Annotated in this window: 19 protein-coding genes, 1 other RNA gene and 2 other annotated features (1 of these 22 cut by a window edge); of the genes, 2 read left to right on the top strand and 18 right to left on the bottom strand. The window is 39.0% G+C overall.

Annotation, left to right across the window (positions count from 1 at the left end; genetic code table 11):
• Positions 1 to 110: 110 nt before the first annotated feature.
• From ssrS to hisS, 3 genes are all read right to left on the bottom strand, one after another.
• A non-coding RNA gene (gene ssrS / locus ACQKOF_RS17830) (6S RNA) lies at positions 111 to 310 on the bottom strand.
• A 139-nt stretch (positions 311 to 449) separates the two neighbouring features.
• Entirely contained in the window at positions 450 to 2,219 is a 1,770-nt protein-coding gene (gene aspS, locus ACQKOF_RS17825; protein WP_427559816.1) for an aspartate--tRNA ligase, read from the bottom strand.
• Between the two features lie 237 nt (positions 2,220 to 2,456).
• Positions 2,457 to 3,722: a histidine--tRNA ligase gene (gene hisS / locus ACQKOF_RS17820; protein WP_427559813.1), complete on the bottom strand. Its 1,266-nt coding sequence runs from the start codon at positions 3,720 to 3,722 to the stop codon at positions 2,457 to 2,459.
• Positions 3,723 to 3,816: 94 nt separating this feature from the next.
• Positions 3,817 to 4,058: a binding site (T-box leader), on the bottom strand.
• Positions 4,059 to 4,220: 162 nt separating this feature from the next.
• On the opposite strand from hisS, the gene ACQKOF_RS17815 reads away from it, so the two are divergent.
• Positions 4,221 to 5,810 (top strand): N-acetylmuramoyl-L-alanine amidase, encoded by a 1,590-nt coding sequence (locus tag ACQKOF_RS17815; RefSeq protein ID WP_427559810.1) that lies wholly within the window; start codon positions 4,221 to 4,223, stop codon positions 5,808 to 5,810.
• Positions 5,811 to 6,090: 280 nt separating this feature from the next.
• Here ACQKOF_RS17815 and ACQKOF_RS17810 read toward each other — a convergent pair whose 3' ends face one another.
• The 6 genes from ACQKOF_RS17810 to ACQKOF_RS17785 all read right to left on the bottom strand — a co-directional run bounded on the left by ACQKOF_RS17810 (position 6,091) and on the right by ACQKOF_RS17785 (position 12,966).
• Positions 6,091 to 6,306 carry a DUF2642 domain-containing protein gene (locus ACQKOF_RS17810; RefSeq protein WP_370041926.1) on the bottom strand — a complete coding sequence of 72 codons (216 nt, stop codon included), beginning with the start codon at positions 6,304 to 6,306 and terminating at the stop codon, positions 6,091 to 6,093.
• Between the two features lie 73 nt (positions 6,307 to 6,379).
• A complete protein-coding gene (gene dtd, locus ACQKOF_RS17805) occupies positions 6,380 to 6,820 on the bottom strand; it encodes a D-aminoacyl-tRNA deacylase (protein ID WP_427559807.1) in 441 nt (146 codons plus the stop codon).
• 86 nt (positions 6,821 to 6,906) lie between these two features.
• Positions 6,907 to 9,102 (bottom strand): RelA/SpoT family protein, encoded by a 2,196-nt coding sequence (locus tag ACQKOF_RS17800; protein ID WP_427559804.1) that lies wholly within the window; start codon positions 9,100 to 9,102, stop codon positions 6,907 to 6,909.
• A gap of 215 nt (positions 9,103 to 9,317) precedes the next feature.
• A complete protein-coding gene (locus tag ACQKOF_RS17795) occupies positions 9,318 to 10,226 on the bottom strand; it encodes a pseudouridine-5'-phosphate glycosidase (protein ID WP_427559802.1) in 909 nt (302 codons plus the stop codon).
• A 4-nt stretch (positions 10,227 to 10,230) separates the two neighbouring features.
• Positions 10,231 to 11,322, bottom strand: coding sequence for a carbohydrate kinase (locus ACQKOF_RS17790; RefSeq protein ID WP_427559799.1), 1,092 nt, complete (start codon positions 11,320 to 11,322; stop codon positions 10,231 to 10,233).
• 387 nt (positions 11,323 to 11,709) lie between these two features.
• On the bottom strand, positions 11,710 to 12,966 hold the full coding sequence (locus ACQKOF_RS17785; RefSeq protein WP_427559796.1) for an MFS transporter: 1,257 nt from the start codon (positions 12,964 to 12,966) through the stop codon (positions 11,710 to 11,712).
• 233 nt (positions 12,967 to 13,199) lie between these two features.
• Between ACQKOF_RS17785 and ACQKOF_RS17780 the strand changes: the two genes are divergently transcribed.
• Positions 13,200 to 13,646, top strand: coding sequence for a MarR family winged helix-turn-helix transcriptional regulator (locus ACQKOF_RS17780; RefSeq protein WP_427559794.1), 447 nt, complete (start codon positions 13,200 to 13,202; stop codon positions 13,644 to 13,646).
• Between the two features lie 582 nt (positions 13,647 to 14,228).
• Here the strand turns inward: ACQKOF_RS17780 and ACQKOF_RS17775 are convergent.
• The 9 genes from ACQKOF_RS17775 to ACQKOF_RS17735 form a co-directional block, all read right to left on the bottom strand.
• Entirely contained in the window at positions 14,229 to 14,909 is a 681-nt protein-coding gene (locus ACQKOF_RS17775; RefSeq protein WP_427559791.1) for a PhzF family phenazine biosynthesis protein, read from the bottom strand.
• Between the two features lie 170 nt (positions 14,910 to 15,079).
• Positions 15,080 to 15,592 (bottom strand): adenine phosphoribosyltransferase, encoded by a 513-nt coding sequence (locus tag ACQKOF_RS17770; protein WP_053484790.1) that lies wholly within the window; start codon positions 15,590 to 15,592, stop codon positions 15,080 to 15,082.
• Positions 15,593 to 15,625: 33 nt separating this feature from the next.
• Positions 15,626 to 17,944, bottom strand: a complete 2,319-nt coding sequence (gene recJ / locus ACQKOF_RS17765) for a single-stranded-DNA-specific exonuclease RecJ (protein WP_427559789.1) — start codon at positions 17,942 to 17,944, stop codon at positions 15,626 to 15,628.
• Between the two features lie 145 nt (positions 17,945 to 18,089).
• Positions 18,090 to 18,881 (bottom strand): tryptophan synthase subunit alpha, encoded by a 792-nt coding sequence (gene trpA, locus ACQKOF_RS17760; RefSeq protein ID WP_427559786.1) that lies wholly within the window; start codon positions 18,879 to 18,881, stop codon positions 18,090 to 18,092.
• Complete coding sequence (gene trpB / locus ACQKOF_RS17755) at positions 18,881 to 20,089, bottom strand: tryptophan synthase subunit beta (RefSeq protein ID WP_427559784.1); 1,209 nt, start codon at positions 20,087 to 20,089, stop codon at positions 18,881 to 18,883. The genes trpA and trpB overlap by 1 nt, the downstream gene beginning before the upstream one ends.
• The gene (locus ACQKOF_RS17750; RefSeq protein ID WP_427559781.1) at positions 20,089 to 20,703 is read right to left on the bottom strand and encodes a phosphoribosylanthranilate isomerase; all 615 of its coding nucleotides are present in this window, start codon (positions 20,701 to 20,703) and stop codon (positions 20,089 to 20,091) included. The genes trpB and ACQKOF_RS17750 overlap by 1 nt, the downstream gene beginning before the upstream one ends.
• Positions 20,700 to 21,491, bottom strand: coding sequence for an indole-3-glycerol phosphate synthase TrpC (trpC, locus tag ACQKOF_RS17745; RefSeq protein ID WP_427559779.1), 792 nt, complete (start codon positions 21,489 to 21,491; stop codon positions 20,700 to 20,702). Before trpC ends, ACQKOF_RS17750 begins: the two co-directional genes overlap by 4 nt.
• Entirely contained in the window at positions 21,488 to 22,519 is a 1,032-nt protein-coding gene (trpD, locus tag ACQKOF_RS17740; protein WP_427559776.1) for an anthranilate phosphoribosyltransferase, read from the bottom strand. The genes trpC and trpD overlap by 4 nt, the downstream gene beginning before the upstream one ends.
• On the bottom strand, positions 22,519 to 23,892 hold the full coding sequence (locus ACQKOF_RS17735) for a chorismate-binding protein (protein ID WP_427559773.1): 1,374 nt from the start codon (positions 23,890 to 23,892) through the stop codon (positions 22,519 to 22,521). The genes trpD and ACQKOF_RS17735 overlap by 1 nt, the downstream gene beginning before the upstream one ends.
• 240 nt (positions 23,893 to 24,132) lie before the next feature.
• Positions 24,133 to 24,251: a binding site (T-box leader), on the bottom strand (it continues 142 nt past the right edge of the window).

Genomic DNA, 24,251 nt, shown 5'->3' with positions numbered 1-24,251 from the left:
GATTAGGTTGAATCCTGCTTTTTGTAGTTGTATTTTTGAATAAACCAATTACTTGCACTAAAAAAAGGAGCTATTTTAAATGCTCCTTTTGTGCTTATTAATTATGTATGACGAATCCCGATTGTGCCGTTATGCCAAGAAACATTCGTTTTGAACCCGCATTTCGCAGGGGGGTGCCCGCTTTGCAGCTTTAAACGTCCCGCTCCGCATGGGGCTTGTTTGCGACTACAAAATGAAAGCTCCCGATTCTAAAGTGTTCGGTCAAAACTGTTAAGTAGAGCTAGCAATTAGACAAACACATCAGGATTCGTATTACAGTTATAATAACATTACATTTCTGATAATTCAAACTATTTTCTTTTAAAAAATCTAAATTCTTGCGAAAAAGCAAAAAATACCTAGATTCCCAACAGTTTTTGCTAGGAAATCCAGGTATTTAGAAGTACTAATTATTTTCTGAATGGTTTGATGGCTAAACTTAACTCACTCAATTGATCAGGAGACACTTCACTCGGTGCGTTTGTCATTAAGCAACTAGCACTTGCCGTTTTCGGGAATGCAATTGTGTCACGTAAGTTAGTGCGGCCAGCAAGTAACATGACAAAGCGGTCAAGACCAAATGCAAGACCTCCATGTGGTGGTACACCGTATTCAAATGCTTCTAATAAGTAGCCAAATTGAGCTCTTGCTTCTTCTTCTGTGAAACCAAGTAAATTAAACATTTTTTCTTGTAATTCACGTTCATAAATACGTAATGAACCTCCACCAAGCTCATAACCGTTTAATACGATATCGTATGCTTGTGCGCGGACAGCAGAAGGATCCGTTTCCATTAATTGAATATCTTCGTCAAATGGACGTGTGAATGGATGGTGTGCTGCTTTATAGCGACCATCTTCTTCAGAGTACTCTAATAATGGCCAATCTGTAATCCATAGGAATGCAAATTGTGATTCATCTATTAAGCTTAAGTCTTGACCTAATTTCGTACGAAGTGCACCTAATGAAGCTGCTACAACAGACGCTTGATCAGCTACAAATACTAAAATATCGCCCACTTCAGCTTTCATACGTTCGATTAATGCAGCTGCTAATGCTTCGTCAAAGAATTTTGCAATCGGTCCGTTTAAGCCCTCTTCCGTTACTTTTAACCAAGCAAGACCTTTTGCTCCGTAAATACCAACGAATTTTGTTAGCTCGTCCATGTCTTTACGAGAGTATTTATCTGCTGCACCTTTAATGTTGATACTCTTTACTTGCTTGCCTTGTGCTACTGTATCAGCAAACACTTTGAAATCACAGCCATCAAAAATGTCATTTAAATCAACAAGCTCTAAACCAAAACGCACGTCCGGTTTATCAGAACCGTAACGATCCATTGCTTCTTGATATTTCATACGTTGGAACGGAGCAGGGATATCAATGCCTTTTACTTCTTTCATAACTGCTTGGATTAAGCGTTCGTTCATTTCTATAATTTCTTCTTGCGTTAAAAAGCTTGTTTCAATGTCAACTTGTGTAAACTCTGGTTGACGGTCAGCACGTAAGTCTTCATCTCGGAAACAACGTGCGATTTGGAAGTATTTTTCGAAACCAGACACCATTAATAATTGCTTAAATAGCTGTGGTGATTGTGGTAATGCATAAAATTCACCTTCATGAACACGTGATGGCACTAAATAGTCACGAGCTCCTTCTGGAGATGATTTTGTTAAAATTGGCGTCTCTACTTCTAAAAAGCCTTCATTTTGTAAGAAGTTTCGAATTGTACGAGTAACGTCTGAACGCATTTTGAATGTATCAAACATAACAGGACGACGTAGGTCAAGATAACGATATTTTAAACGTAAATCTTCAGAAACGTCAGTGCGATCTTCGATTTGGAATGGTGTTGTTTTTGCCGTATTAATGACGATTAATTTTGTCGCTTCAACCTCAATTTTACCGTTTGGTACATTTGGGTTAATTTGATCTTCTGAACGAAGAATGACTGTCCCTTCCACTTCGATTACATACTCACTACGCACTTTATCAGCTAGTGCGTGTGCTTCTGCAACATCAGGGCTAAAGACAACTTGTGTAATTCCAGTACGGTCACGTAAATCAATGAAAATTAAACCACCTAGGTCGCGACGACGTTGTACCCAACCTTTTAATACGACTTTTTCGCCTTTTAATGCTTCTGAAAGTTCGTTACTAGCATGTGTTCTTGTTGCCATTTAATTAATTCCTCCAAAATTTATTTGGCTCATCACCATAACTTTTGATGATGGACCGTTTATTTTAAATATGTAGCATACACTTCCTACTAAGTAGTAAATCAATGCCATTGAAAATTAGATATCAGTTCTTTGTTAGATGAATTAACTGTCCAAAATGACGTTGGTATTTGAATCATTTGGACAGTTAATCCTGTAATGATATAAACGCTTTATGTTTTAACAGCTTGTGTTCGTTTATTGTTTTAATAGATAGTTCACTAACTCTGAGAATGCTACTTTTTGTTGTTCCCCTGATTCCATATGTTTAACAGTAGCTACTTGCTCTTCAAGTTCTGTTTCGCCTAAAACAATCGTATATTTCGCACCTAAACGGTCTGCGGATTTCATTTGAGCTTTCATTTTGCGATCTAAATAATCCATCTCTGTAGAAATGCCCTTTGCACGGAAGGTACTTGTTAATTCAACCGTTTTTAGCTTCGCTTCTTCGCCCATAGCAATCATATAGACATCGAGCCCTGATGCTGTGTCTAATTCAACACCCTCAGCTTCAAGCGCAAGCAACAAACGCTCAATACTTAATGCGAAACCGATACCTGGTACTTCTGGTCCTCCGATTTCTTGCACAAGGCCATTATAGCGCCCCCCACCACAAAGTGTAGTAATTGCTCCAAAGCCAGAAGCCGTTGACATAATTTCAAAAGTCGTATGATTGTAGTAATCAAGGCCCCTTACAAGATTTGGATCGACCTCATACGTAATTCCAAGTGTATCTAAATACGTTTTAACTTGAGCGAAATATGCTGCTGATTCCTCTGTTAGAAAATCAGTTAATGCCGGTGCAGATTTCATTAATGGGTGCTCGCGGTCTACCTTACAGTCCAAAATGCGCAGTGGATTTTTTGACAAACGATTTTGGCAGTCCGAACAAAACTCATGAATATGTGGTTCGAAGTGTTGTAGCAGTGCTGTGCGGTGTGTATCACGTGTTTCTTTGTCGCCAAGTGAATTAATGACTAATTTTAAATCCTTTAAACCTGCTGATTCATATACATCCATTGCTAGTGCAATAACTTCCGCATCAATAGCTGGATCAGCTGAACCAATTGCTTCTACTCCAAATTGAACAAATTGACGGTAGCGCCCTGCTTGTTGACGTTCATAACGGAACATTGGTCCTAAATATGAAAGCTTTACTGGTTGATCAGGTGCACCAAACATTTTATGCTCAACATAAGCGCGAACTACTCCAGCTGTATTCTCCGGACGTAATGTTAATGAACGGCCACCGCGATCTTCAAATGTATACATTTCCTTTTGAACAACATCTGTTGTTTCACCGACACCACGTGCAAATAAATCTGTTTGCTCAAAAATTGGTGTGCGAATTTCATTGTAGCGATAGACACGACAGATATCACGGATAATCGCTTCTATCTTTTGCCATTTTTCTGATTGACCTGGCAAAATATCTTGTGTCCCTCGTGGCACTTTAAAACTCATATAAAAACCTCCTTTATTAATTGCTTATGAGCAAGCTCTTCTGGACTTCTCTCATTTTTTTGTCCATAAAAAAAGCCCTCGCCCCCTGCACAATGCAAGGGACGAGAGCTATACAAGCTTCCGCGGTTCCACCCTAGTTGACGCATCAAATACATGCGTCCTCCTCCTAATCGGATAACGGCCGATTCCGTTTTTTCCTACTAAGCATTACTTTTCAGAAAAAAGCCTCTCAAGTGTTGTTCACGAAATACATTTTTGTAGGAAAGATTTCAGCCTAGGTCTCTCCCTCTCTTCTTCAATAGAGGTATACGCTACTTGCTTGGTCATAAGCGATTAATCATTTTTTGATTACCCTTTATGTTAGTCACAACAAAAGGCAATGTCAACTGTTTTTGTTTTTTTCACCACACATTCGCTAAAAAAACAAATTCCATTACCTTTTTCCCACGAATTCTATTACAAAAGCATGGTAAAATAGCACAAGATAGGAGGAATCTGATGAGGACAAAACTTTTAAATATTAGTATCATCTTCGTACTAGTGCTAATGATTGCGATTCCAAGCATGAATACTATTCAAAGTGCACTAGCCGACACCAGTGATTTAAAAGTAACTGGAACTATTCTTCATTTACGTGAGGGACCTGGACTGTCTTATCCAATCATTAAGACATTAGGTGAGGGTGATCCGTTAACTTCTATTAGCCGTGAAGGCGATTGGATTCAAGTAAAAGCAGGCGATTACGAAGGTTGGGTAGCATCCTGGCTAACAGCTTCAATAAACGATAAACAAACGATTGATCAAACCTTGATTTCACAGGTCGATCGTCTAAATGTCCGTACTGAGCCTGACGTATCTTCAGCAGTTCTTGGACAATTATCAATTGGCAGCCAAGCAAAACTTATTGAAAAAAATGGCGAATGGGCGAAAATAGATTGGAACGGACTAGTAGGTTGGGTATCTACTGACTATGTTACAATCAATGACCTACCTGAAAAGAAGGCTAAAGCTGAGACTGAGACAGATGAACCTAAAGTTGAAGTTTCCACAAAAAAAGTCAACAAAGATACAACATTTACTGTTTTAGTAGATGCACTTAATGTGCGCCAAAATCCAGACTTAAATACTAAAAAAATAGGAACTGTTTCAAAAGGACAAGCCTTTAAAGTGCTGTCTCAAGAGCATAACTGGGTACAAATTCAATATAGCGATAAAAAAGCAGGCTGGGTTTATAGCTTTTATGGCACTTTTTCAAATATAGAAAATACGACATCTAAATCTTCTTCTTCCTCAGAGCTTGAATCTGTCACAATTATTTATAATGGGACTAACTTACGGACAGATGCAACAACAACTGCTGATGTTGTTGCACGTGTAGATGCTGGTGAAACCTACCCTATTGTAGGCGCTAAAAATGACTTTTATGAAATACAAATAGATGACAAAACTGCATTTGTAGCGAACTGGGTCGTTACTACTGCTTCGTCCAGCAAAGCTGCTACTACGATAAAAAAAGAAAAATCTGAACCACGCAAGAAAGGCACTTTAAATGGACTAACTATTGTCGTAGATGCTGGACATGGTGGAAATGATCACGGCACTACAGGACAACGTGGAACAAATGAGAAGGAAATTACATTGAAAACGGCATCCCTTCTTGCTTCAAAGTTGAGTGCTGCTGGAGCAAATGTTGTTATGACAAGAGAATCAGATGAATATATTGCACTCCGTAAACGTGTATCAATTGCGCACCAGAATGAGGCAGATGCTTTTATCAGTATTCATTATGATGCAACAGACGATAGCTCCATTAATGGCTTCACCTCATATTATATGAACAGTAATCAACAAGGTCTTGCAGAGGCAATAAATAATGGACTCTCAAATAAAATCGATTTAAAGAATCGCGGGACTCAACAAGGAAATTATTTAGTTCTACGAGAAAATCGTCAAAAAGCAGTACTCATTGAGCTAGGATACTTAAGTAATGGTAGTGAAGAACGTATTATTACAACCGCTAAATTCCGGGAACAAGCTACTCTCGGCATCTACCAAGGTATTTTAAATTACTTTAACAAGAATCAATAAAGATCAATTATGCCTCGGCATAGTTGATTGTGGGATAAATAAATAAGCTGCAAAGGAAAGTAGACTTGTACTTCCCTTGCAGCTTATTTATTTTTACTAGTCCACTACGAGATTGTTTTATATGACTCTTTCGTTATAGAAGTTATTAGTTAATGGAACTGAATCAATCCTAAGTTATGGTGTTTACCTTCAGTACTCACTGTCAAATACTATACACATGCTAAAACGAAAAAAGGCCTCCAACTCACATTACATAAGTATAGAAGTCCTTTATGCGCGCTTATTTTTTCCTCGTTGCTAACGTAACCCATACAATTTCCTTCATACGAATGAAAAAAGGTGTACGGTTAACCTCTACTACGATATCATCAGGTAATACAGAGATTAATTTTCCTTGCTGGATATTTTCCCTAGTTTGCACTACAATTGCCTGACCAATCATCATGTTAAGAGTTTCGTATAAATATGGATTTGATATGCTTCCTGCTTGCGTCATCTTTAATGCACTTCCTTCCTACAAAACTAACCATACTATTTAATGTATGAAGGAATCATAGGAAATGTACCATTTATTTGGACTCAAGAAGTATTGTAATCGGGCCATCATTTGTAAGTGCAACATCCATCATTGCACCAAATATTCCTGTCTCCACATGTAAACCGTGTTCACGTAAGGCATTATTAAAAGCCTCCCATAACGGCTCCGCAACTTCTGGTCTTGCTGCACTTGTAAAACTTGGACGATTCCCCTTTTTTGCATCCCCATACAATGTAAATTGCGAGACGGATAGAATAGCCCCTCCTTGCTCTAGAATGGAATGATTCATTTTTCCATCAGCATCTTCCCAAAGGCGGAGATTAGCTACTTTTTTTGCTAAATATACAACATCCTCTTGCGTGTCCTCGTGTGTAATGCCAACTAGAAGAACATAACCGCTATCAATAGCTCCCGTTACTTTTCCGTCAACCGTAACAGAGGCTGCTTTACTACGCTGTAAAACTACTTTCATTCTTTAAAACCTCAATTCTCGCTTTGAATGCACCAGAAGATCCACCTTCAGTACATAATAAAGTTGCTACTGTCCAACCATCCCAATTAGTTAATAACACGTTGTACTGAATATATATCAGGTGTTTGCTTAATACGTTCCACTACTTTATGCAAATGCGAAATATTTGAAATCGAAATCGTTAAATGAATCGTTGCCATTTTATCACGATCTGCACGACCACTCACTGCTAAAATATTCGTTTTCGTTTCGCTAACAATTTGCATGATTTCATTTAAAATACCTGGTCTGTCGAATGCTGAAACTTCAATATCGACAGGGTATTCTTTTTTCTCCGGAGTAAGTCCGTTTTCCCATTCAACTTCTATTAAGCGCTCCTGCTCATCATCGACTTGAATATTTGGACAGTCTGCACGGTGCACTGAAACACCTCTACCTTTCGTAATGAAGCCTACAATCTCATCTCCAGGAACTGGCGTACAGCAACGAGAAAGTCGAATAAGCATATTGTCGATATCTTTTACGATAACGCCCGATTCCGTACGTTTTTGTGGAATAGGGTTTTTCATTTTTTGTTCAATTTTTTCAAGCGCTTCTTCCTGTTCACGCTCTTTGCGACGTTTTTCCGCTAGACGATTAACAACTTGCTGAGCTGTAATTCCATTCACGCCGACAGCTGCATATATATCTTCTTCATTTGTATAGTTAAATTTTTCACATACACGCTTCAAGTTTTCCGCTGACATTGTTTCTTTTACATCAAAATCTTGTGCACGGATTTCCTTTTCTATCATCTCTTTACCTTTGATGATATTTTCCTCACGAAGATGACGTTTGAAAAACTGCTTTATTTTATTTTTCGCCTGTGAGGATTGAGCTATTTTCAGCCAATCACGGCTCGGACCAAATGATTGCTTAGAAGTTAAAATTTCAATAATATCTCCCGTTTTTAACGGTGTATCAAGCGGTACCATTTTACCATTGATTTTCGCGCCAATTGTACGATTTCCAACTTCTGAATGCACACGGTATGCGAAGTCGATTGGTACAGAGCCTGCTGGTAATTCAATGACATCTCCTTCAGGTGTGAAGACGTAGACCATATCAGAGAATAAATCAAACTTTAACGATTCCATAAATTCTTCAGCATTAGAAGATTCGTTTTGGAATTCTAAAATTTCTCGGAACCACGTTAATTTTTGGTCGACATTTTGTTTTTCATTATCAACTTTTTTACCTTCCTTATACGCCCAATGCGCTGCAATCCCGTACTCCGCAATTTTATGCATTTCCTTCGTACGAATTTGGACTTCTAGTGGGTCACCATAAGGACCAATTACTGTTGTATGCAGTGATTGATATAGGTTTTGTTTTGGCATCGCAATATAATCTTTAAAACGTCCAGGCATCGGCTTCCATAATGTATGCACAATCCCAAGTACGGCATAGCAATCTTTAATACTATCGACAAGTACACGAATGGCTAATAAATCATAAATCTCGTTGAATTGTTTCTTTTGTAACACCATCTTACGATAAATACTGTAAATATGTTTTGGGCGACCATAAATATCCGCTTCAATTTCAACCTCTGTAAGCTGTGACTTCATTTCAGCCATTACATTTTCTAAATATGCTTCACGCTCATCACGTTTTTTCTTCATAAGACTGACAATGCGATAATATTGCTGTGGATTTAAATAACGAAGTGCTGTATCCTCAAGCTCCCATTTAACAGTCGAAATCCCAAGACGATGCGCAAGTGGTGCAAAAATTTCAAGCGTTTCTTTAGAAATACGGCGTTGTTTTTCTGCTGGTAAATGCTTTAACGTGCGCATATTATGTAGACGGTCTGCCAGTTTAATTAAAATGACACGTATATCCTGGGCCATAGCTACAAACATTTTTCGATGATTTTCTGCTTGTTGCGCTTCTTTAGATAAATATTTAATTTTCCCTAGCTTTGTTACACCGTCTACAAGCATCGCAACCTCTTCGCCGAATTCACGAACCAAATCGTCGCGCGTAAAATCCGTATCCTCGACAACATCATGTAAAAAACCAGCCGCAACTGTTTCAGGATCCATTTGTAATTCAGCTAAAATACCAGCTACTTGCACAGGGTGAATAATATACGGTTCACCTGAGCTTCGGAATTGCTCAATATGGGCATCCCTTGCTAATTCATATGCTTTTTTCACGAATGCGACATTTTCATCATTCATGTAGGATTTGACTAACTCAAAAACGTCCTCAGGAGTCAAAATTTGCTCTTTCGCCATAACATGTCCACCTTGCCCGTCAAATTTTTCAGATTAGATATAAACTTAATTGTATAAAATTTTATGGGCTATTGTAAAGTAACTGTGTCATTTTGTTTAGTTATTCTCGTGAACAATGTGAAAAATGGAAAAAATATTCTCCATAATGAATAAAAAGACCCTTTGCGAATGCAATATTTCGCAAAGAGTCTCTCTTATCGTATCATAGTTGTTACTTATTTATTATACGCTACAGCAATTTTTGTACCAATTACTGCATTATTTTTTACTAATGCAATATTGGCATCCAGGCTTTTACCTTCTGTTAATTCTTTAACTTTTCCAAGTAAGAATGGTGTCACGTTTTTACCTTGAATACCATTTTCTTCTGCTTCTACAAGAGCTTTTTCAATAATTCCTGTAATGAATGAATGCTCAAGTGCTTCAGACTCTGGAATTGGGTTAGCAATGACAGCTCCACCTTTTAAGCCTAATTGCCATTTTGCACGTAGCATTTCTGCCACTTCCTCTGGTGTATCAATCTTGAAGTTTACATCAAAACCGCTTTGACGTGTATAGAATGCTGGTAGTTCATCAGTACCGTACCCAACGACTGGCACACCTTTTGTTTCAAGATATTCTAAAGTTAAACCAATATCTAAAATAGACTTAGCACCCGCACAAATTACAGCAACATTTGTTTGTGCTAATTCTTCTAAATCTGCTGAAATATCCATTGTTGTTTCAGCACCACGGTGTACGCCACCGATACCGCCAGTTACAAAAATTTCAATACCAACTAGCTCCGCACAAATCATTGTTGCAGCTACAGTTGTCGCTCCTAATTTTTTTGTTGCTAAAAGATAGCCTAAGTCACGACGAGATGCTTTTGCTACATCTTGTGCATTACCGAACATTTCAAGTTCTTCATCTGATAAACCAATTTTGATTTTACCATCGATTAATGCAATAGTTGCTGGTACTGCACCATTATCACGAACTATTTGTTCTACTTCACGTGCTGTTTGTACATTTTGTGGATATGGCATTCCGTGAGAAATAATTGTTGATTCTAATGCTACGATTGGTAAGCCTTTTGCTTGTCCTGCTTTTACTTCTTCTGATAATACGATGAATTCTTTCATGTTGTTATTCCTCCATTTCACTGTTTAACAAATCAACTGATAGCTCAGGTCTTACTGTATATGGGGATGCAAGCGTATTTTTGGCATTCGTTAAGCCTGCATCAATACAAGTTGCAAAGGATTGACCAGTAAGCCAGCTGTGAATTACAGCACTGACAAAGGCGTCTCCTGCACCTGTTACATCTTCAATTTTTTCTATAGCTTTCGCTGAGAAATGACTTGGTATGGTTGTAGTTGAAGCTGCATACACACCCTTGCTACCCGCTGTAATAATTACATGTTCAGCACCTAATGTAAGAAGTTGCTGTAAAGCCTTTTCATAATGCGCAGAGTTTTCGATTTTATGACCTACAATCGTCTCTGCTTCATCTGTGTTACAAATAAACCACGTTACACCTTGCAACGTATCCGGTAATCGATTCATTTTTGGTGAAGATACCGGTACGATGACAAATGGAATGTCACGTGCAATCGCAACCTGCTGTATGTAAGCCACTGTTTCCTTTGGACAGTTTAAGTCCATAATAAAGCAGCCCGCATTCATCAGCATTGCCTCATGTTTTTTTAGCAAACTTGGCAATAAAAGATCATATACTTCCATATTTGCTACCGCTAAAGCTAGCTCGCCCTGCTCATCCATAACCGCAGTATAGGAACCAGTCGAAGCGTCAGGTAGCTGCTCCACATAACGTAAATTCATAAATGGCTCTGAAGCTTCTTGAATCACTTGCCAATCAGCATCTTTGCCGGCAGTAGTCAGCATTGTTACCTGATGATTTAATCTGCCTAAGTTTTCAGCAATGTTACGGCCAACACCACCTACACTAAATGAAGAGCTAGCAGGATTGGATGTACCTAATTGGACATTCCCCTTTACATGAAATTTTCGGTCAAGATTGGCTCCACCGATACAAATAATTTCATTTTCCTCTGGCAAAATATAAGCACGCCCTACAATTTTCCCCTGCTTCGTTAAGCTCGACACTAAATTAGCAAGGACTGGTCTAGATAGATTCATCTTATCTGCCATCTCTTGCTGAGACATAAACGGATTCTGGCGAATTAATGCAAGGACCGCCTGTTCTCTTTCATTCATAGCATCACCTTTTGTTATATTTGTTTACATTATAAACTTTTGTTTAGTCGATGTCAAAAAGATTTTAAACAAAAAAGTTGAAGCCGATTTTTTTTGCGCGAAAGCGAAGCGGCAGAATTTCAGGTTTTTGCGGCGTTCCTTGCTTGGTTAGCGGCGCAATTTTATGTTTTGGCGGCGTTAGTCCTTTGGTTAGCGGCGAAACTCACACTTTTAGCGGCGAATTCCAATATAAGTTGGACAATTGTTTTCTGTGCGAAAGCGTAGTGTTAACGAAGCGGCAGCATCAAACAAAATCGGAGGAACGTCTCGATGCTCCAAAATGCCGATCGTTGATAAAATTTCGAAAATCGACGAATCGCACCCACAGGAAAGCGAGTAACCTAGTTATCAAGTATTGGCTTGATGAGGTGTTTGTTTTTTTACGATGATGACAAATAAACTTGCCAATGCACAGAACATCCCAGCAAGGAAAAAGGCCCAAGTATATGAATCGAAAAACTTATAAATAAGGCCTCCACCATAAGCAGCAACTGCAGCTCCTGCTTGATGCGAAGCGAAAATCCACCCATAAATAATGCCACTTTTATTTGTACCAAAAATTTGTCTTGAAATACTAATCGTTGGAGGTACTGTAGCAATCCAATCTAATCCATAAAATATCGTAAAGATTGTCAGTAATGTGAGTGAGCCTTGCATTAATGCATACGGGAGTATAAGCAAAGACGCTCCTCTTAAAAGGTAATACCAAAACAATAACCATCGATTATCAAATCGATCAGACAACCATCCTGATAAAGTGGTGCCAACGAGATTAAACACTCCCATAAAAGAAAGAAAGGATGCAGCGGTTATTAAAGGCACACCAAAGCTAATACAGTAAGAAACGAAATGAGTACCAACTAACCCACTCGTTGAAAGCCCGCAAATAAAAAAACTTCCCGCTAGTAACCAAAATTCTTTCTTCTTTATAGCCTCAAATAAACCGTTAAAAGCAATACTAATCGGGTTTTTCTTATGATTCTCTTGTTGCATTTCTAGATCTTCTTCCATCCCATAAGGAAGAATTCCTATATCCTGTGGTTTATTTTTAATAAATATAGAAATAGTGATGAACATAACAATACTTAAAATGAGAATTAATCCAATCGCCCATCGCCAAGAATAATGCTCAATAATAATTGCTAATATAGGAAGGAGAATTAACTGCCCTGTTGCAGTACTTGCCGTTAAAATCCCTACGGCCAACCCTCTGCTTTTCACAAACCAACGATTGGCTACATAAGGACTTAACACAGTTAAAAAGACACTTGCTCCTAAGCCAATAATACAGCCCCATATAATAATTAATTGCCATGACTGTGTCATGAAAAGCGTAAGCATCATGCCTATGAATAATGTAGCCATCGCACCTAGCATCATTTTCTTTAATCCTACTATTTCTAGTAATGCCGCCATAAACGGGCCTGAAAAACCATATAAAAATAGACTCACTGCAAAAGCTAAGGCAATTAAAGATCGATCCCAATTAAATTCTTTTTCAAAGGAATCTATAAAAACTCCTGATGATGACATTGTAATCCCTGCAACAATAATTGAGAAAAATGTTATAACCAAAATAAACCAACTGTAATGAATACGCTTCATCTTAACACCTTCATTTCTTGAAAGTTTTTTGAAATACTCTTTAATGAAAAAGATTACAGCTCAATATATGTATATGCATATATTACTTTGATAAATACTTTTCTAAAGCATGTATATACATATATAATCTTAGTAATCGCATTTATTACTGTCAAGGAACATTTTCCAGCTTAACAAAATAAATCAATAAGGCTACTATAATATTGAACCAACTCGAAAAGGAGTACGGAGCAATGAAAAATATAGATTACACACAAATATGTGTATGTGCAAACCTTCGAAAAAAAACAAGAGTCGTGACACAACTGTATGATAAATTACTACTGCCCACTGGCTTAAAAGTTACACAATACTCCATGCTAGCAAATATCGACCATCAACAATCAGTTTCTATAAGTAGACTAGGTGAAATTTTGCTGCTCGATCAAACAACCATTACACGCAATGTTAACTTGTTAAAGCAAAATGGCTATGTGGATATTACGAGAGATCCGCAAGATGCTCGAACAAAGGTCATTACACTAACTGAAAAAGGGGTTGAAAAATTAAACGAGGCAGCTCCAATTTGGGAAGATATCCAAGAAAGAATTATCAATGATATTGGCATAGAGAAATACGAGGATTTTTATGAAACATTGAAAACTATGCAAAAAATAATTCAATCTTATGATGAAGAATAAAAAAGTAGACATAAACAATAGTTACTAGCATTTTAAGAATCCATTTTGAAAATGATTGATCAAATTGGATTCTTCATGCTGTTCTAAAACTAATATCCCACTGAAATTAAGGTGTCATATTAAATGAAGTATGGCTCTGCTTTAGCACAAAATCATTTGTTGCTGTCGCTATGTTTTCACCATAAATTAGAGTGAGATGCCAAGTGAAGTAGTTGATTGGAGTGGAGACTGAGCGACTCCTCGGGGATTAGCGTCACAGATGAGACCCTGGAGCGAGCAGAGCGAGTGAAGCGGCTCATCGGACGCCCCCAGGAAGCTTTGCTCTGTGCGAAAGCGAAGCGACAGCAACAAAGCGCTCGGTCGGAACGGAAATCAACCACTCGTTTTGCCGAAGTAAGAAGTCAACCTAGCACAGTTCCCCTTTTGACAAAATAATTGCTTGCCCTCCTACCATAACTCTTGGATTATTTTTATTTATTAATTTTGTAAGGATGTTAGAAGGTCTGCCCATACTATGCCCTTGAAAGAACGAGTACTCTTGATCAAATTCATTTAGTATGTGGTTATGAAAAAGATAATAAGTTAATGCCCATTTGAAGTACCCGTTGCGGCTTCCTCATCAATACCGTAGAGTGGGCAAAAGTTCCTACTCTCTGCTATCCCTTCTTCTGTGTCGAGCGTAAATGCATGAACGCCTCCCACTTTATTAATCTTTGTATATTCAGCGAGTGCTTTAAAATCAGGATTTAACGCATACAAATCATCCTTTGTTTTTATTGGAAGCATTATATCCCAAAGACCAGTGCTTGCAGCTTGAGGCACTAAATTGAAATTTATATCTCCTATTTGGCTTTTATCAATCTTGAAAAGGTTAGACAAAATATCATAATCATCGAATATTTTTCCTAACTGAGGTTCAGCTTGCTCCATCATGATAAATGATTGATTCACTACAACAGTAAGTGTGCCAGCGAGTGTTTTCATAAAATATGTATTATTATCTTCAATAGCACAACTGTCTAATAATGCCTTGAAGGATGCAATTGTAGCATGTCCACAAAGCTCAACCTGTGCAGTCGGCGTAAAAAACTTTATATCAAAATTTTCATTGTCTATTTTTTTAATAAATGCTGTTTCTGAAAATCGAACTTCTGCAGCAAATTTCTGCATAAACTCTTCATCTAAATTTTCATGGATCACTACGCCTGCTGGATTACCACCAAATTTTGTTTCTGTAAAAGCATCAATTACATAATATGACAAAGCTAACTCCCCCTTAATAATTAATTTAAAATATCTTTATTCGATATTCCTCATATAAATCATAAATAAAAAAAACGCCACAAAAATGTGACGCTTTTCATTCTGTTGAAGAACTATTATGCCAATGAACTCCAATCAACCAATTCATTTAGCAAGTAACCAATCATTTATTAATATTGAATAAGTGTTTTTATGTTTATGTCGCCAAGTTTTGCACGACCGTTTAGCTCTGTTAATTCGATAAGGAATGCACAGCCAACAACTTGACCACCTAATTGTTCAATTAAACGTACAGTCGCTTCAACTGTACCACCTGTCGCAAGTAAATCATCACAGATTAATACTTTTTGACCTGGTTTAATTGCATCTTTGTGCATTGTAAGCGTATCTTTACCGTACTCAAGCCCGTAGTCAGCACTTATCACTTCACGTGGTAATTTTCCTGGCTTACGAACAGGCGCAAAACCAATTTCAAGCGCATATGCAACTGGACATCCGATAATGAAGCCTCGAGCCTCAGGACCTACTATAATTTCAGCACCTAATTCTTTTGCGTAACTTACGATTTGATCTGTTGCATATTTGTATGCAGGACCGTTATCCATAATTGTTGTAATATCTTTGAAGCTGATGCCCTCTTTCGGCCAGTTTTCAACCGTTGTTACGTATTGCTTTAAATCCATATTATTGTTCCTCCTACGAAACTTTTTCGTATATTAATGTAATCGTTCATCAAACCATTGTTTTAATTCTATATAAGGGGCATATACAAGCTTCTGCTCCATTTCAATCTGTTCTGAACGCTGTTTGTAAGACGGTGCCTCTGTAAGTGCCTGTTTTGGTGCATTCACGTTGACAGTCGTCAGTCCACTCTCCATTTTAACAAAACCAAGCTCAAAAAACACCTGTGTCATAAATTTTAATGCATCTAATGGCCAACCTGTATGCTTTGCTAATTCAGCCAAATGCATATTCAGTGGAAAAGCAGGGCGATTTTTTAAAAACTTATAATACCAGGAGAATTGCTCACGCGTAGGCAATCCATTGAAATACTGTGAATCAGGCATGTAAAAGTGTGCATAAATACGGGAAGATGCTGTTTTTTGTAATACATTTTCTAACATTTGAACATTTTGTGGCAAATCTAATAGCACGATATAATTGCTTTGTTTTACATTTGAAAGCGTAGGATCCACTGCTAGGATCGGTACACTAAAAAGTGATTGGTAATAGGTCACCGTCTCTGAACGGAAGGCGATGAATGTTGCCTCCTCTTTTGGGACCGTATTTAACCAGCGTGATGTTTGTCGTATACCACGAATATCAAATAATTGCCATTCAGTAGTTTGGACATCTTCTATCATAAATTGTGCTTTTTTACGTCCCTGCCACTCGTTAATTTGTAAATCCCCAGTAAACGATACTTTTATTCCATATGTTAGCTCGTCGTGTAAATGTCCTTTATTGAAACCGACACTATCCAATTTTTCATAGCCATCCGTCAATTCCATTTTTATATGATTTTCTGCTGCCCCAATTTTCCGCATGGAGGATATTTCTACATCTTCGAGCACATAAACAGGCTTTGGAAAATCCGTACCATATGGACCAAGCGTTGAAATTTCTTCAATCGCATCTGCTGAAATTTCATCCATTTTTAATGGGATATCAATATTGAGTACTGGTGTTAATTGTTCTTCTGATAAACAAGCTTTTGCTTGAGTATCTAAGCGTGATCTTAATTCATCCACATGCTCAATAGATAATGTCATCCCCGCTGCCATAGGATGCCCACCAAAATGAGGTAATATATCTCGATTCTTCGCTAGTTCATTATACAAATGGAAGCCTTCAATACTACGAGCTGAGCCTTTAGCTGTTCCTTTTTCATAGTCTAGTGACAGTACAATTGTTGGACGATAATAAAGCTCTACAAGACGAGATGCGACAATCCCTACTACCCCAGCATTCCAACCTTCTCCCACAATAACTAAAACGAGTGAGTCCCCAATTTTTTTATCTGATTCAATGAGAGCAATGGCCTCATCTGTAATACTCTTTACAATATCTTTGCGCTCACTATTACACGTATTAAGCTGTTTTGCCAATGCTGTTGCCTTAGCATTATCCTCAGCCATTAATAGCTCTACACCTGGGGCTGCTTCTCCAAGTCGACCAACTGCATTTAAGCGCGGTCCAAAGTAAAAACCGATTGTTTCTTCGTTAATTTTAGCTTGCTCTGCACTGGCTACTTCACACATTGCTTGTACCCAAGGGCTGAGTGAACGGCGCATTTCTTCTATTCCTCGTTTTACTAGGTAGCGGTTTTCATCAACTAATGGTACTAAATCCGCTACTGTTCCAACAGCGACATATTCAATTAAATGCGTTGGTAGTTCTCCATATAGAGCATGAGCTAACTTAAAAGCTACACCCACACCTGCAAGCTCGCCAAATGGATAGTGTCCTTCTGGTATACGAGGATGTAAAATAATATCGGCAGGTGGTAATTCATCGCCTGGTTCATGGTGATCTGTAACGATAACATCCATACCTAGTTCCTTCGCGACACGAATCGGTTCAATGCCTGAAATACCATTATCAACTGTAATAATTAGCTGAACGCCCTCGTCATACGCTTCACGAAATAGTGCTTCATGCGGTCCATAGCCGTGAATAAAACGATTCGGTATTTTAAACGAAACATCGGCACCGAGATCAAACAACACATTCAGCATTACCGTCGTGCTAGTGACACCATCCGCGTCATAATCGCCATATACTAGGATTTTCTCTCCGTTTTCAAGCGCTTGCTCAATTCGTGCCACAGCTTCTGCCATACCATGCATTAAAAACGGATCGTGGATACTTGTTTCTGTCATATTTAATAAGCTCTCTGCGTCAGCAGTTGTTTCGCAGCCTCGTGCTGCTAAAATTTTCGCTGCAATCGCAGAAAGTTGTAGGTCATTTTGTAATGTTTGGACAAGCTTAGCGTCTGGGCGCTCTACCTGCCATCTCTTTTTCGATAGAATCATCTTTTCACTTCCTTACGAAAGCTATTATACCTAAAATCTAGCCTATCCGCACTATCCGTCAGAATGATAGTTTTACCTGTCAATTTGTGGCAGTCCGTCGTTTCTACTTATATCTATCAGTCTCAAAAGAAAAAAGCCCACTCTATTAAAGAGTAGACTTCTCAAGCACACCTTTTGAAACAGAAACTAATGCTTCAACCTTCTCTAATTTCCCTTCATGCAATGCTGTCACGATTGCACTACCTACGATTACACCATCACTAAGTGCCCCCATGCTTACCACTTGTTCGGGAGTGGAAATGCCAAAGCCAGCCAGTACTGGTATTTGGCTTGCTTCACGTAAGCGAGCAAAATGATCCTTTAAATCATTAGCAAAGCTTGTGCGAGCCCCTGTGATTCCATTGACTGTCACAGCATAGACAAAACCTTGACTGGCCTCCGCGATACGTGCAATTCGCTCTGGTGGACTTGTTAACGAGACAAGCTGGACGATGTCGATACCATGAGGATTTAATGTGTCACGTAAAACGGCACTTTCTTCAAGTGGTACATCAGGAACGATTAATCCTTTAACGCCCCCCGCCACACAATCGTTAGCAAAAGCCTCTAACCCGTAAGCTAAAACAGGATTAAAATAAGTCATAACAACTAACGGAACTTGAATTTCTTCTTTAAATGAAGCTAATACTTCTAGCACTTTACGTAATGTCACACCTTCTGCTAAAGCCCGTTCACCTGCTTGCTCTATCGTCGGCCCATCCGCTACAGGATCCGTGAACGGTATACCCACTTCAATGGCTGTTACCCCCATTTGCTGTAGCTTTAGGATCGTTGGCTTCAAAGTTTCTAGACCCCCATCGCCCGCCATAATATATGGTATAAATGCTTTATTACCAGCGATTTTCGTTTGTTCAATTGCCTGCTGAAGTGTTGTCATTACATATCTCCTCCTAATGCTTTACGAACAGTATGAACATCTTTATCTCCTCGGCCGGATAAGCACACAACAATGATGTCATCTGTAGACATTGTCTTCGCGAGTTTTGCTGTATAGGCAATGGCATGAGAGCTTTCTAGTGCTGGTAGTATACCTTCTGTTCTACTTAGTAACTGTAAGCCCTCAAGTGCTTCACTATCTGTGATCGAATCAAATTTAACACGCCCTATATCATGTAAATAACAATGCTCTGGCCCCTTCCCTGGATAATCTAGACCAGCTGAAATAGAATGTGCTTCTTGCACGAAGCCATTTTCATCTTGTAATAAATACATGTATGCACCATGTAAAACTCCTAGCTGTCCACCGGCAATTGCTGCTGCATGCTTTCCTGTCTCAATGCCACTGCCTGCAGCCTCTACTCCGTATAGCGCTACAGTTTCATCATCGACAAAAGGATGGAACATACCGATTGCATTACTACCACCACCTATACAAGCAACGACTGCATCTGGTAAACGTCCTTCCTTAGCTAAAATCTGCTCTCTAGTTTCAACACCAATTACACGTTGAAAATCCCTTACGATTTTCGGGAATGGATGTGGTCCTAAAGCTGAACCTAAAATATAATGAGTATCTTCAACATTTGTCACCCAGTAGCGCAGTGCTGCATTAACAGCATCCTTTAATGTTTTTGAACCTGTTTCTACAGACTCTACTTTGGTACCGAGTAACTCCATACGAAACACATTCAACTGTTGGCGTTTTATATCCTCTTCTCCCATAAATACAACACATTCAAGATTCAATAATGCGCATGCAGTTGCCGTGGCCACTCCATGCTGTCCCGCGCCTGTTTCTGCCACTATTTTCCTTTTCCCCATTCGTTTTGCAAGAAGCGCTTGACCAATTGCATTATTAATCTTATGGGCTCCAGTGTGATTTAAATCTTCACGCTTTAAATAAACCTTCGCGCCTCCTAGCACCTTTGTTAAATTTTCTGCGTAATACAACGGCGTCTCACGACCGACATATTGTTGTAAATAATAGGCCAGTTCCTCAGTAAATGTTTGATCATTCATTGCCTCATCATAGGCCGTTTCTAATTCCAACAAAGCTGTCATTAATGTTTCCGGAACAAATTGTCCACCAAATTTTCCGTAACGCCCTTCCTTTGTCGGAACACTATTTGCAATTGAATTCATCATTATGCTCTCCCCTTCTGCACTGCCTGTAAAAATGCGTTTATTTTGGCTATGTCTTTTACACCGTCTGTCTCTACACCACTCGATACATCTACCATAAATGGCGACACTAGTGATACTGCTTCTTCAATATTTTCAGCTTGCAAACCACCTGCTAAAATTATTTTTTCTCGAGGAATCCCTACCATCTCTAAGAAGGTCCAATCAAACGTGTGACCACTACCTCCTTTAAAATCTGTCCCTGGTGCATCAAATAAGTAATAGTCTGCATCATATTTTGCAGCAGCCTGAACATCTTCAACACCTCTTACGGACAAAGCTTTAATGGCTGGATAGCCTTGCTGACGAATAAACTCCGGAGATTCTTCCCCGTGGTATTGCACATAATCTAATGGCACGCTTTCTACCGCTGTGCGTAATTCCTCTGCACTTGGATTGACAAAAACACCAATTTTTAAAACACTCTCTGGCACATGTTTGGCTAATTGCTGTGCCTGTTCAACCGTCACCCGTCGTTTACTTGGCGCAAAGACAAAACCAATTGCATCTGCTCCTGCCTCTACTGCTACCTGCACATGCTGTTGTTCCTTCAGTCCACAAATTTTTATCTTCGTCATACAGATGCCCCCATCTTATTGACCTGTAAACTTTTTAACGCAGTACCCGCATTACCACTGCGCATTAATGACTCACCTACAAGAACGCCACTAGCTCCCATGGTTGCCACCACTTTAGCGTCTTCTTGCGTCCAAATCCCACTTTCACTTATTAATACTTTCTCTTCTTCGAACGGAAAAGCTTTAGCAATTTCACGTGTCCGTTCTAAGCTCACCTCAAAGGTACGTAAATCACGGTTATTGACGCCAATTAATTTGGCACCAACTGCAATAGCACGTTCAAGCTCCTCAAGATCATGCACCTCAACTAACACCTCTAGATTTAAGCTTGTTGCATAGCTATACAGGTCACGTAATGCCTCATCTGTTAACGCGGCTACAATTAGTAAAATAATAGATGCACCTGATGCCTTTGCAAATCGAATTTGCACACGATCGATCATAAAGTCCTTACAAAGAAGTGGCGTTTGAACAGCAGTTGCAACTGCCGCTAAATCATCAAAGGAGCCTTTAAAAAACTGTTTATCTGTTAAAACAGAAATGGCCGCTGCTCCAGCTTCTGCATAAGCTTTTGCCTGCGCAACCGGATCTGCCCCTTCTGCGATTAGCCCCTTCGAGGGGGAAGCACGCTTCATTTCAGAAATAACCTGTAATGTTTCAGCTTTTCTCAATCGTTCAAATAATGACGGACGCAGCTTTTCTGTAAAATTAGCTAACGGGTCGGGCTGTTCAAGTAACGCACTAACTTCTAGCTTTTTTTGTTCGAGAATTTTATTTAAGATATTCATTGTCGGACCTCCACTTCTTTAATATGCTCACTATAAGCAACGACTGCCTCTAATTTTCGTAGTGCACGCCCGCTAAAAATACTATCCTTCGCCATTTCTACACCTTCTTTAACGGTTTCAGCCATTCCATAGCTGAACAACCCAATACCAGTATTCAATAAAACTGTGTCAAAATAAGCACTTTGTTCACCAGCTAATAATTTACGCATAATCGCAGCATTTTCATCTGCATTACCTCCACGAATAGCCTCTAATGGGGCATAGCGAAGACCCGCATCCTCTGCAGTTAATGAAAATGGAATTAAGTCACCCTTATCTACTAGGACAAAAGTATTTTGACCAGCTAAAGAAGCCTCATCCAAACCTAGTGGCCCAGAAACGACCATTGCTCGTTCACGCCCGAGCATTTGTAATACGGAAGCATACTCCATGACAAAATTAGGACGGTTAATGCCTGTAAATTGCGTCGATAGAGGCACTGGATTCGTGAGTGGACCGACAAGATTAAATATTGTTGGCTTACCTAGTGCCCGACGTACCTCGCCAATCCTCTTTAATTTCGGATGGACATTTGGAGCATATAAAAAGGCTATTCCTTCTTTCTCTAACAGATCAACAGTTTGTTCAATGGAAATATTCGTATGAATACCGAGTGCTTCTAAAACATCCGAGCTTCCTGATGCCGAAGAAATTTTACGATTGCCGTGCTTCGCCATTTTGACACCTGCCCCTGCTAATACAAAGGCGCAAGTTGTACTTATATTAAATGTATTAAGACCATCCCCTCCAGTACCGCAATTATCCATATAGACACCTGCTTTGGCTGGTACGTCTAATGCAAAGGAACGCATAATTGTGGCTAATGCCGCTACTTCATGTGCTGTTTCACCTTTGACAGATAGTGCCGTTAAAAAGCTTGCGATTTGTTCCTTCGGTGTGTCATCTTGGAACATCCAGTTTGCTGCCTGTAGCATTTCCTCATACATTAAATGCTCTCGTTGTTGAACTTTTTGACGAATACCGTCCATTAGTGTTGACCTCCTTCTTTTTCAAGTAGCTGTAAAAATTCCTGTTCGTCTTTTTCTACCTGTTTTAATACTTCTTTGACGTTTGTGTATTTGGTCACCGTTACAGTTGATTGCATATGCATCGTTTCATTTTCTATAACAATGGATTTTCCTGTTAAAGCAAAATCAAGATGACCGTTAAAACCAATAAATCCGAGAGCTCCTCCAAAAATCCCTGAAGTTTGACTAGATTTTTCTAAATAGTCTTTTGCCTGATCCTTTGGAATACCTATTGATGCAAAGGGTGGTAACGTTGCAGCTAATACATCAAGTGCATGAAGCATCGGTAATATTTGCCCTTCAACTCTCGATGTCATGTGTAATGCATGCTTTGAACGCTCAATTCTCATCGCCTCAATGACTTGAATGGAATCTCGGAAGCACACAGACTGTAACTCTTGTCGCACGGCAGAAACAAGTACAGCATGTGACTTTCTAATATTTGTGTTTTCATAGAGCTTTCGTTCCTGTTCTAAGTCTTGACCTTTTGTGGAACCTCTAGGATATGTCCCATCTGTTGGTGTCGCAATCACACGCTCACCTTGTACTCGAATTAGGCTTTCAGGAGATGTTCCTAAAACAACATGATCCTCAAACTCTACATAATACATATACGGAGCAGGATGTTTTTTACGTAATTGACGATATAAAGCGAAAGCATCTCCTTGTAAATTTGCTAAAAAACACTTTGATAGGACGACTCTTGTAATATCTTCATCTAAAGTAGCTTTGCTAGATGTAAGAGATGTTGTAAATTGTTCATTCGTAGTCGATTCAAAAGGTTCGTAACTACAAGCTGTATCCTCACCCTCTCTACCTTTTAGAAGCTGCTCTGCTAAATCTTCTAAATTTGGTTCTTTTTTCTCTGCATCAATATTCGTATGAATCAAAGTAACTTCATCTGTTACATGATCAAACACAATGACAGTCTCATACACGTGGAAATGCACATCTGGTAGCTGCACTTTATCCTGAGCAGTCGATAATATCGTTGTTGTCCCATGACCAACATAACCAACAGCTCCGCCTGAAAACGGGAATTGTGTCGTATTGGAGATACGTGGCATTAATCTTTTCAGTAAAACAAACATATCGCCCTTATGTGTATATGTGTTTCCCGTCTTATATGAGTATTCCTGAATTTCATCTCCAAAGCCTTTATACGTTTTTCTCGGATTTGCACCGATAAAAGAAAAACGTCCTGCTCCCTCATGCTGTGCTGAACTTTCAAGCAAAAATTTACGGTTCCCTTGCAGGCGTCTAAAAATTAAAATCGGTGTTAAAGAATCAGCATTAATAGTTTTCATTTTTGTTCTTGAACTCGTCGATTGCATAATTACCAAGCTCCTTTTCCTAAAAATTCACTACCGTTTAACTTACAAATGTTTAGCAGCTGAATCGGTTCTTGTTAAAAAAGGATCATCATCAAAGCGTAGGGCTGATTTCCGTTCCAACTGGGTGCTTTCCTGGGGACGTCGGGGCAACAATTGGTTTCTGTGCGAAAGCGAAGCATTCATCCCCTTGCAATTAGAAGCAACAAAAAAAGTCCTCTGCAAATAGGATTTTTCCTAATTGCAGAGGACGATCATGACCGCGTTGCCACCTCATATTAGAGCATATTTGCTCTCCCTTATGTGCTTGGCCTTAGTTCGCCTGTTAAATTGACGTATCTTTTATCTAAGTTGAAGCACCC

This window comes from Lysinibacillus sp. NPDC093190 (genome assembly GCF_050280425.1).
GTDB lineage: Bacteria > Bacillota > Bacilli > Bacillales_A > Planococcaceae > Lysinibacillus.
Note: the sequence above shows the minus strand (reverse complement) of the source record. Positions and strands in the feature narration are given on the sequence as shown.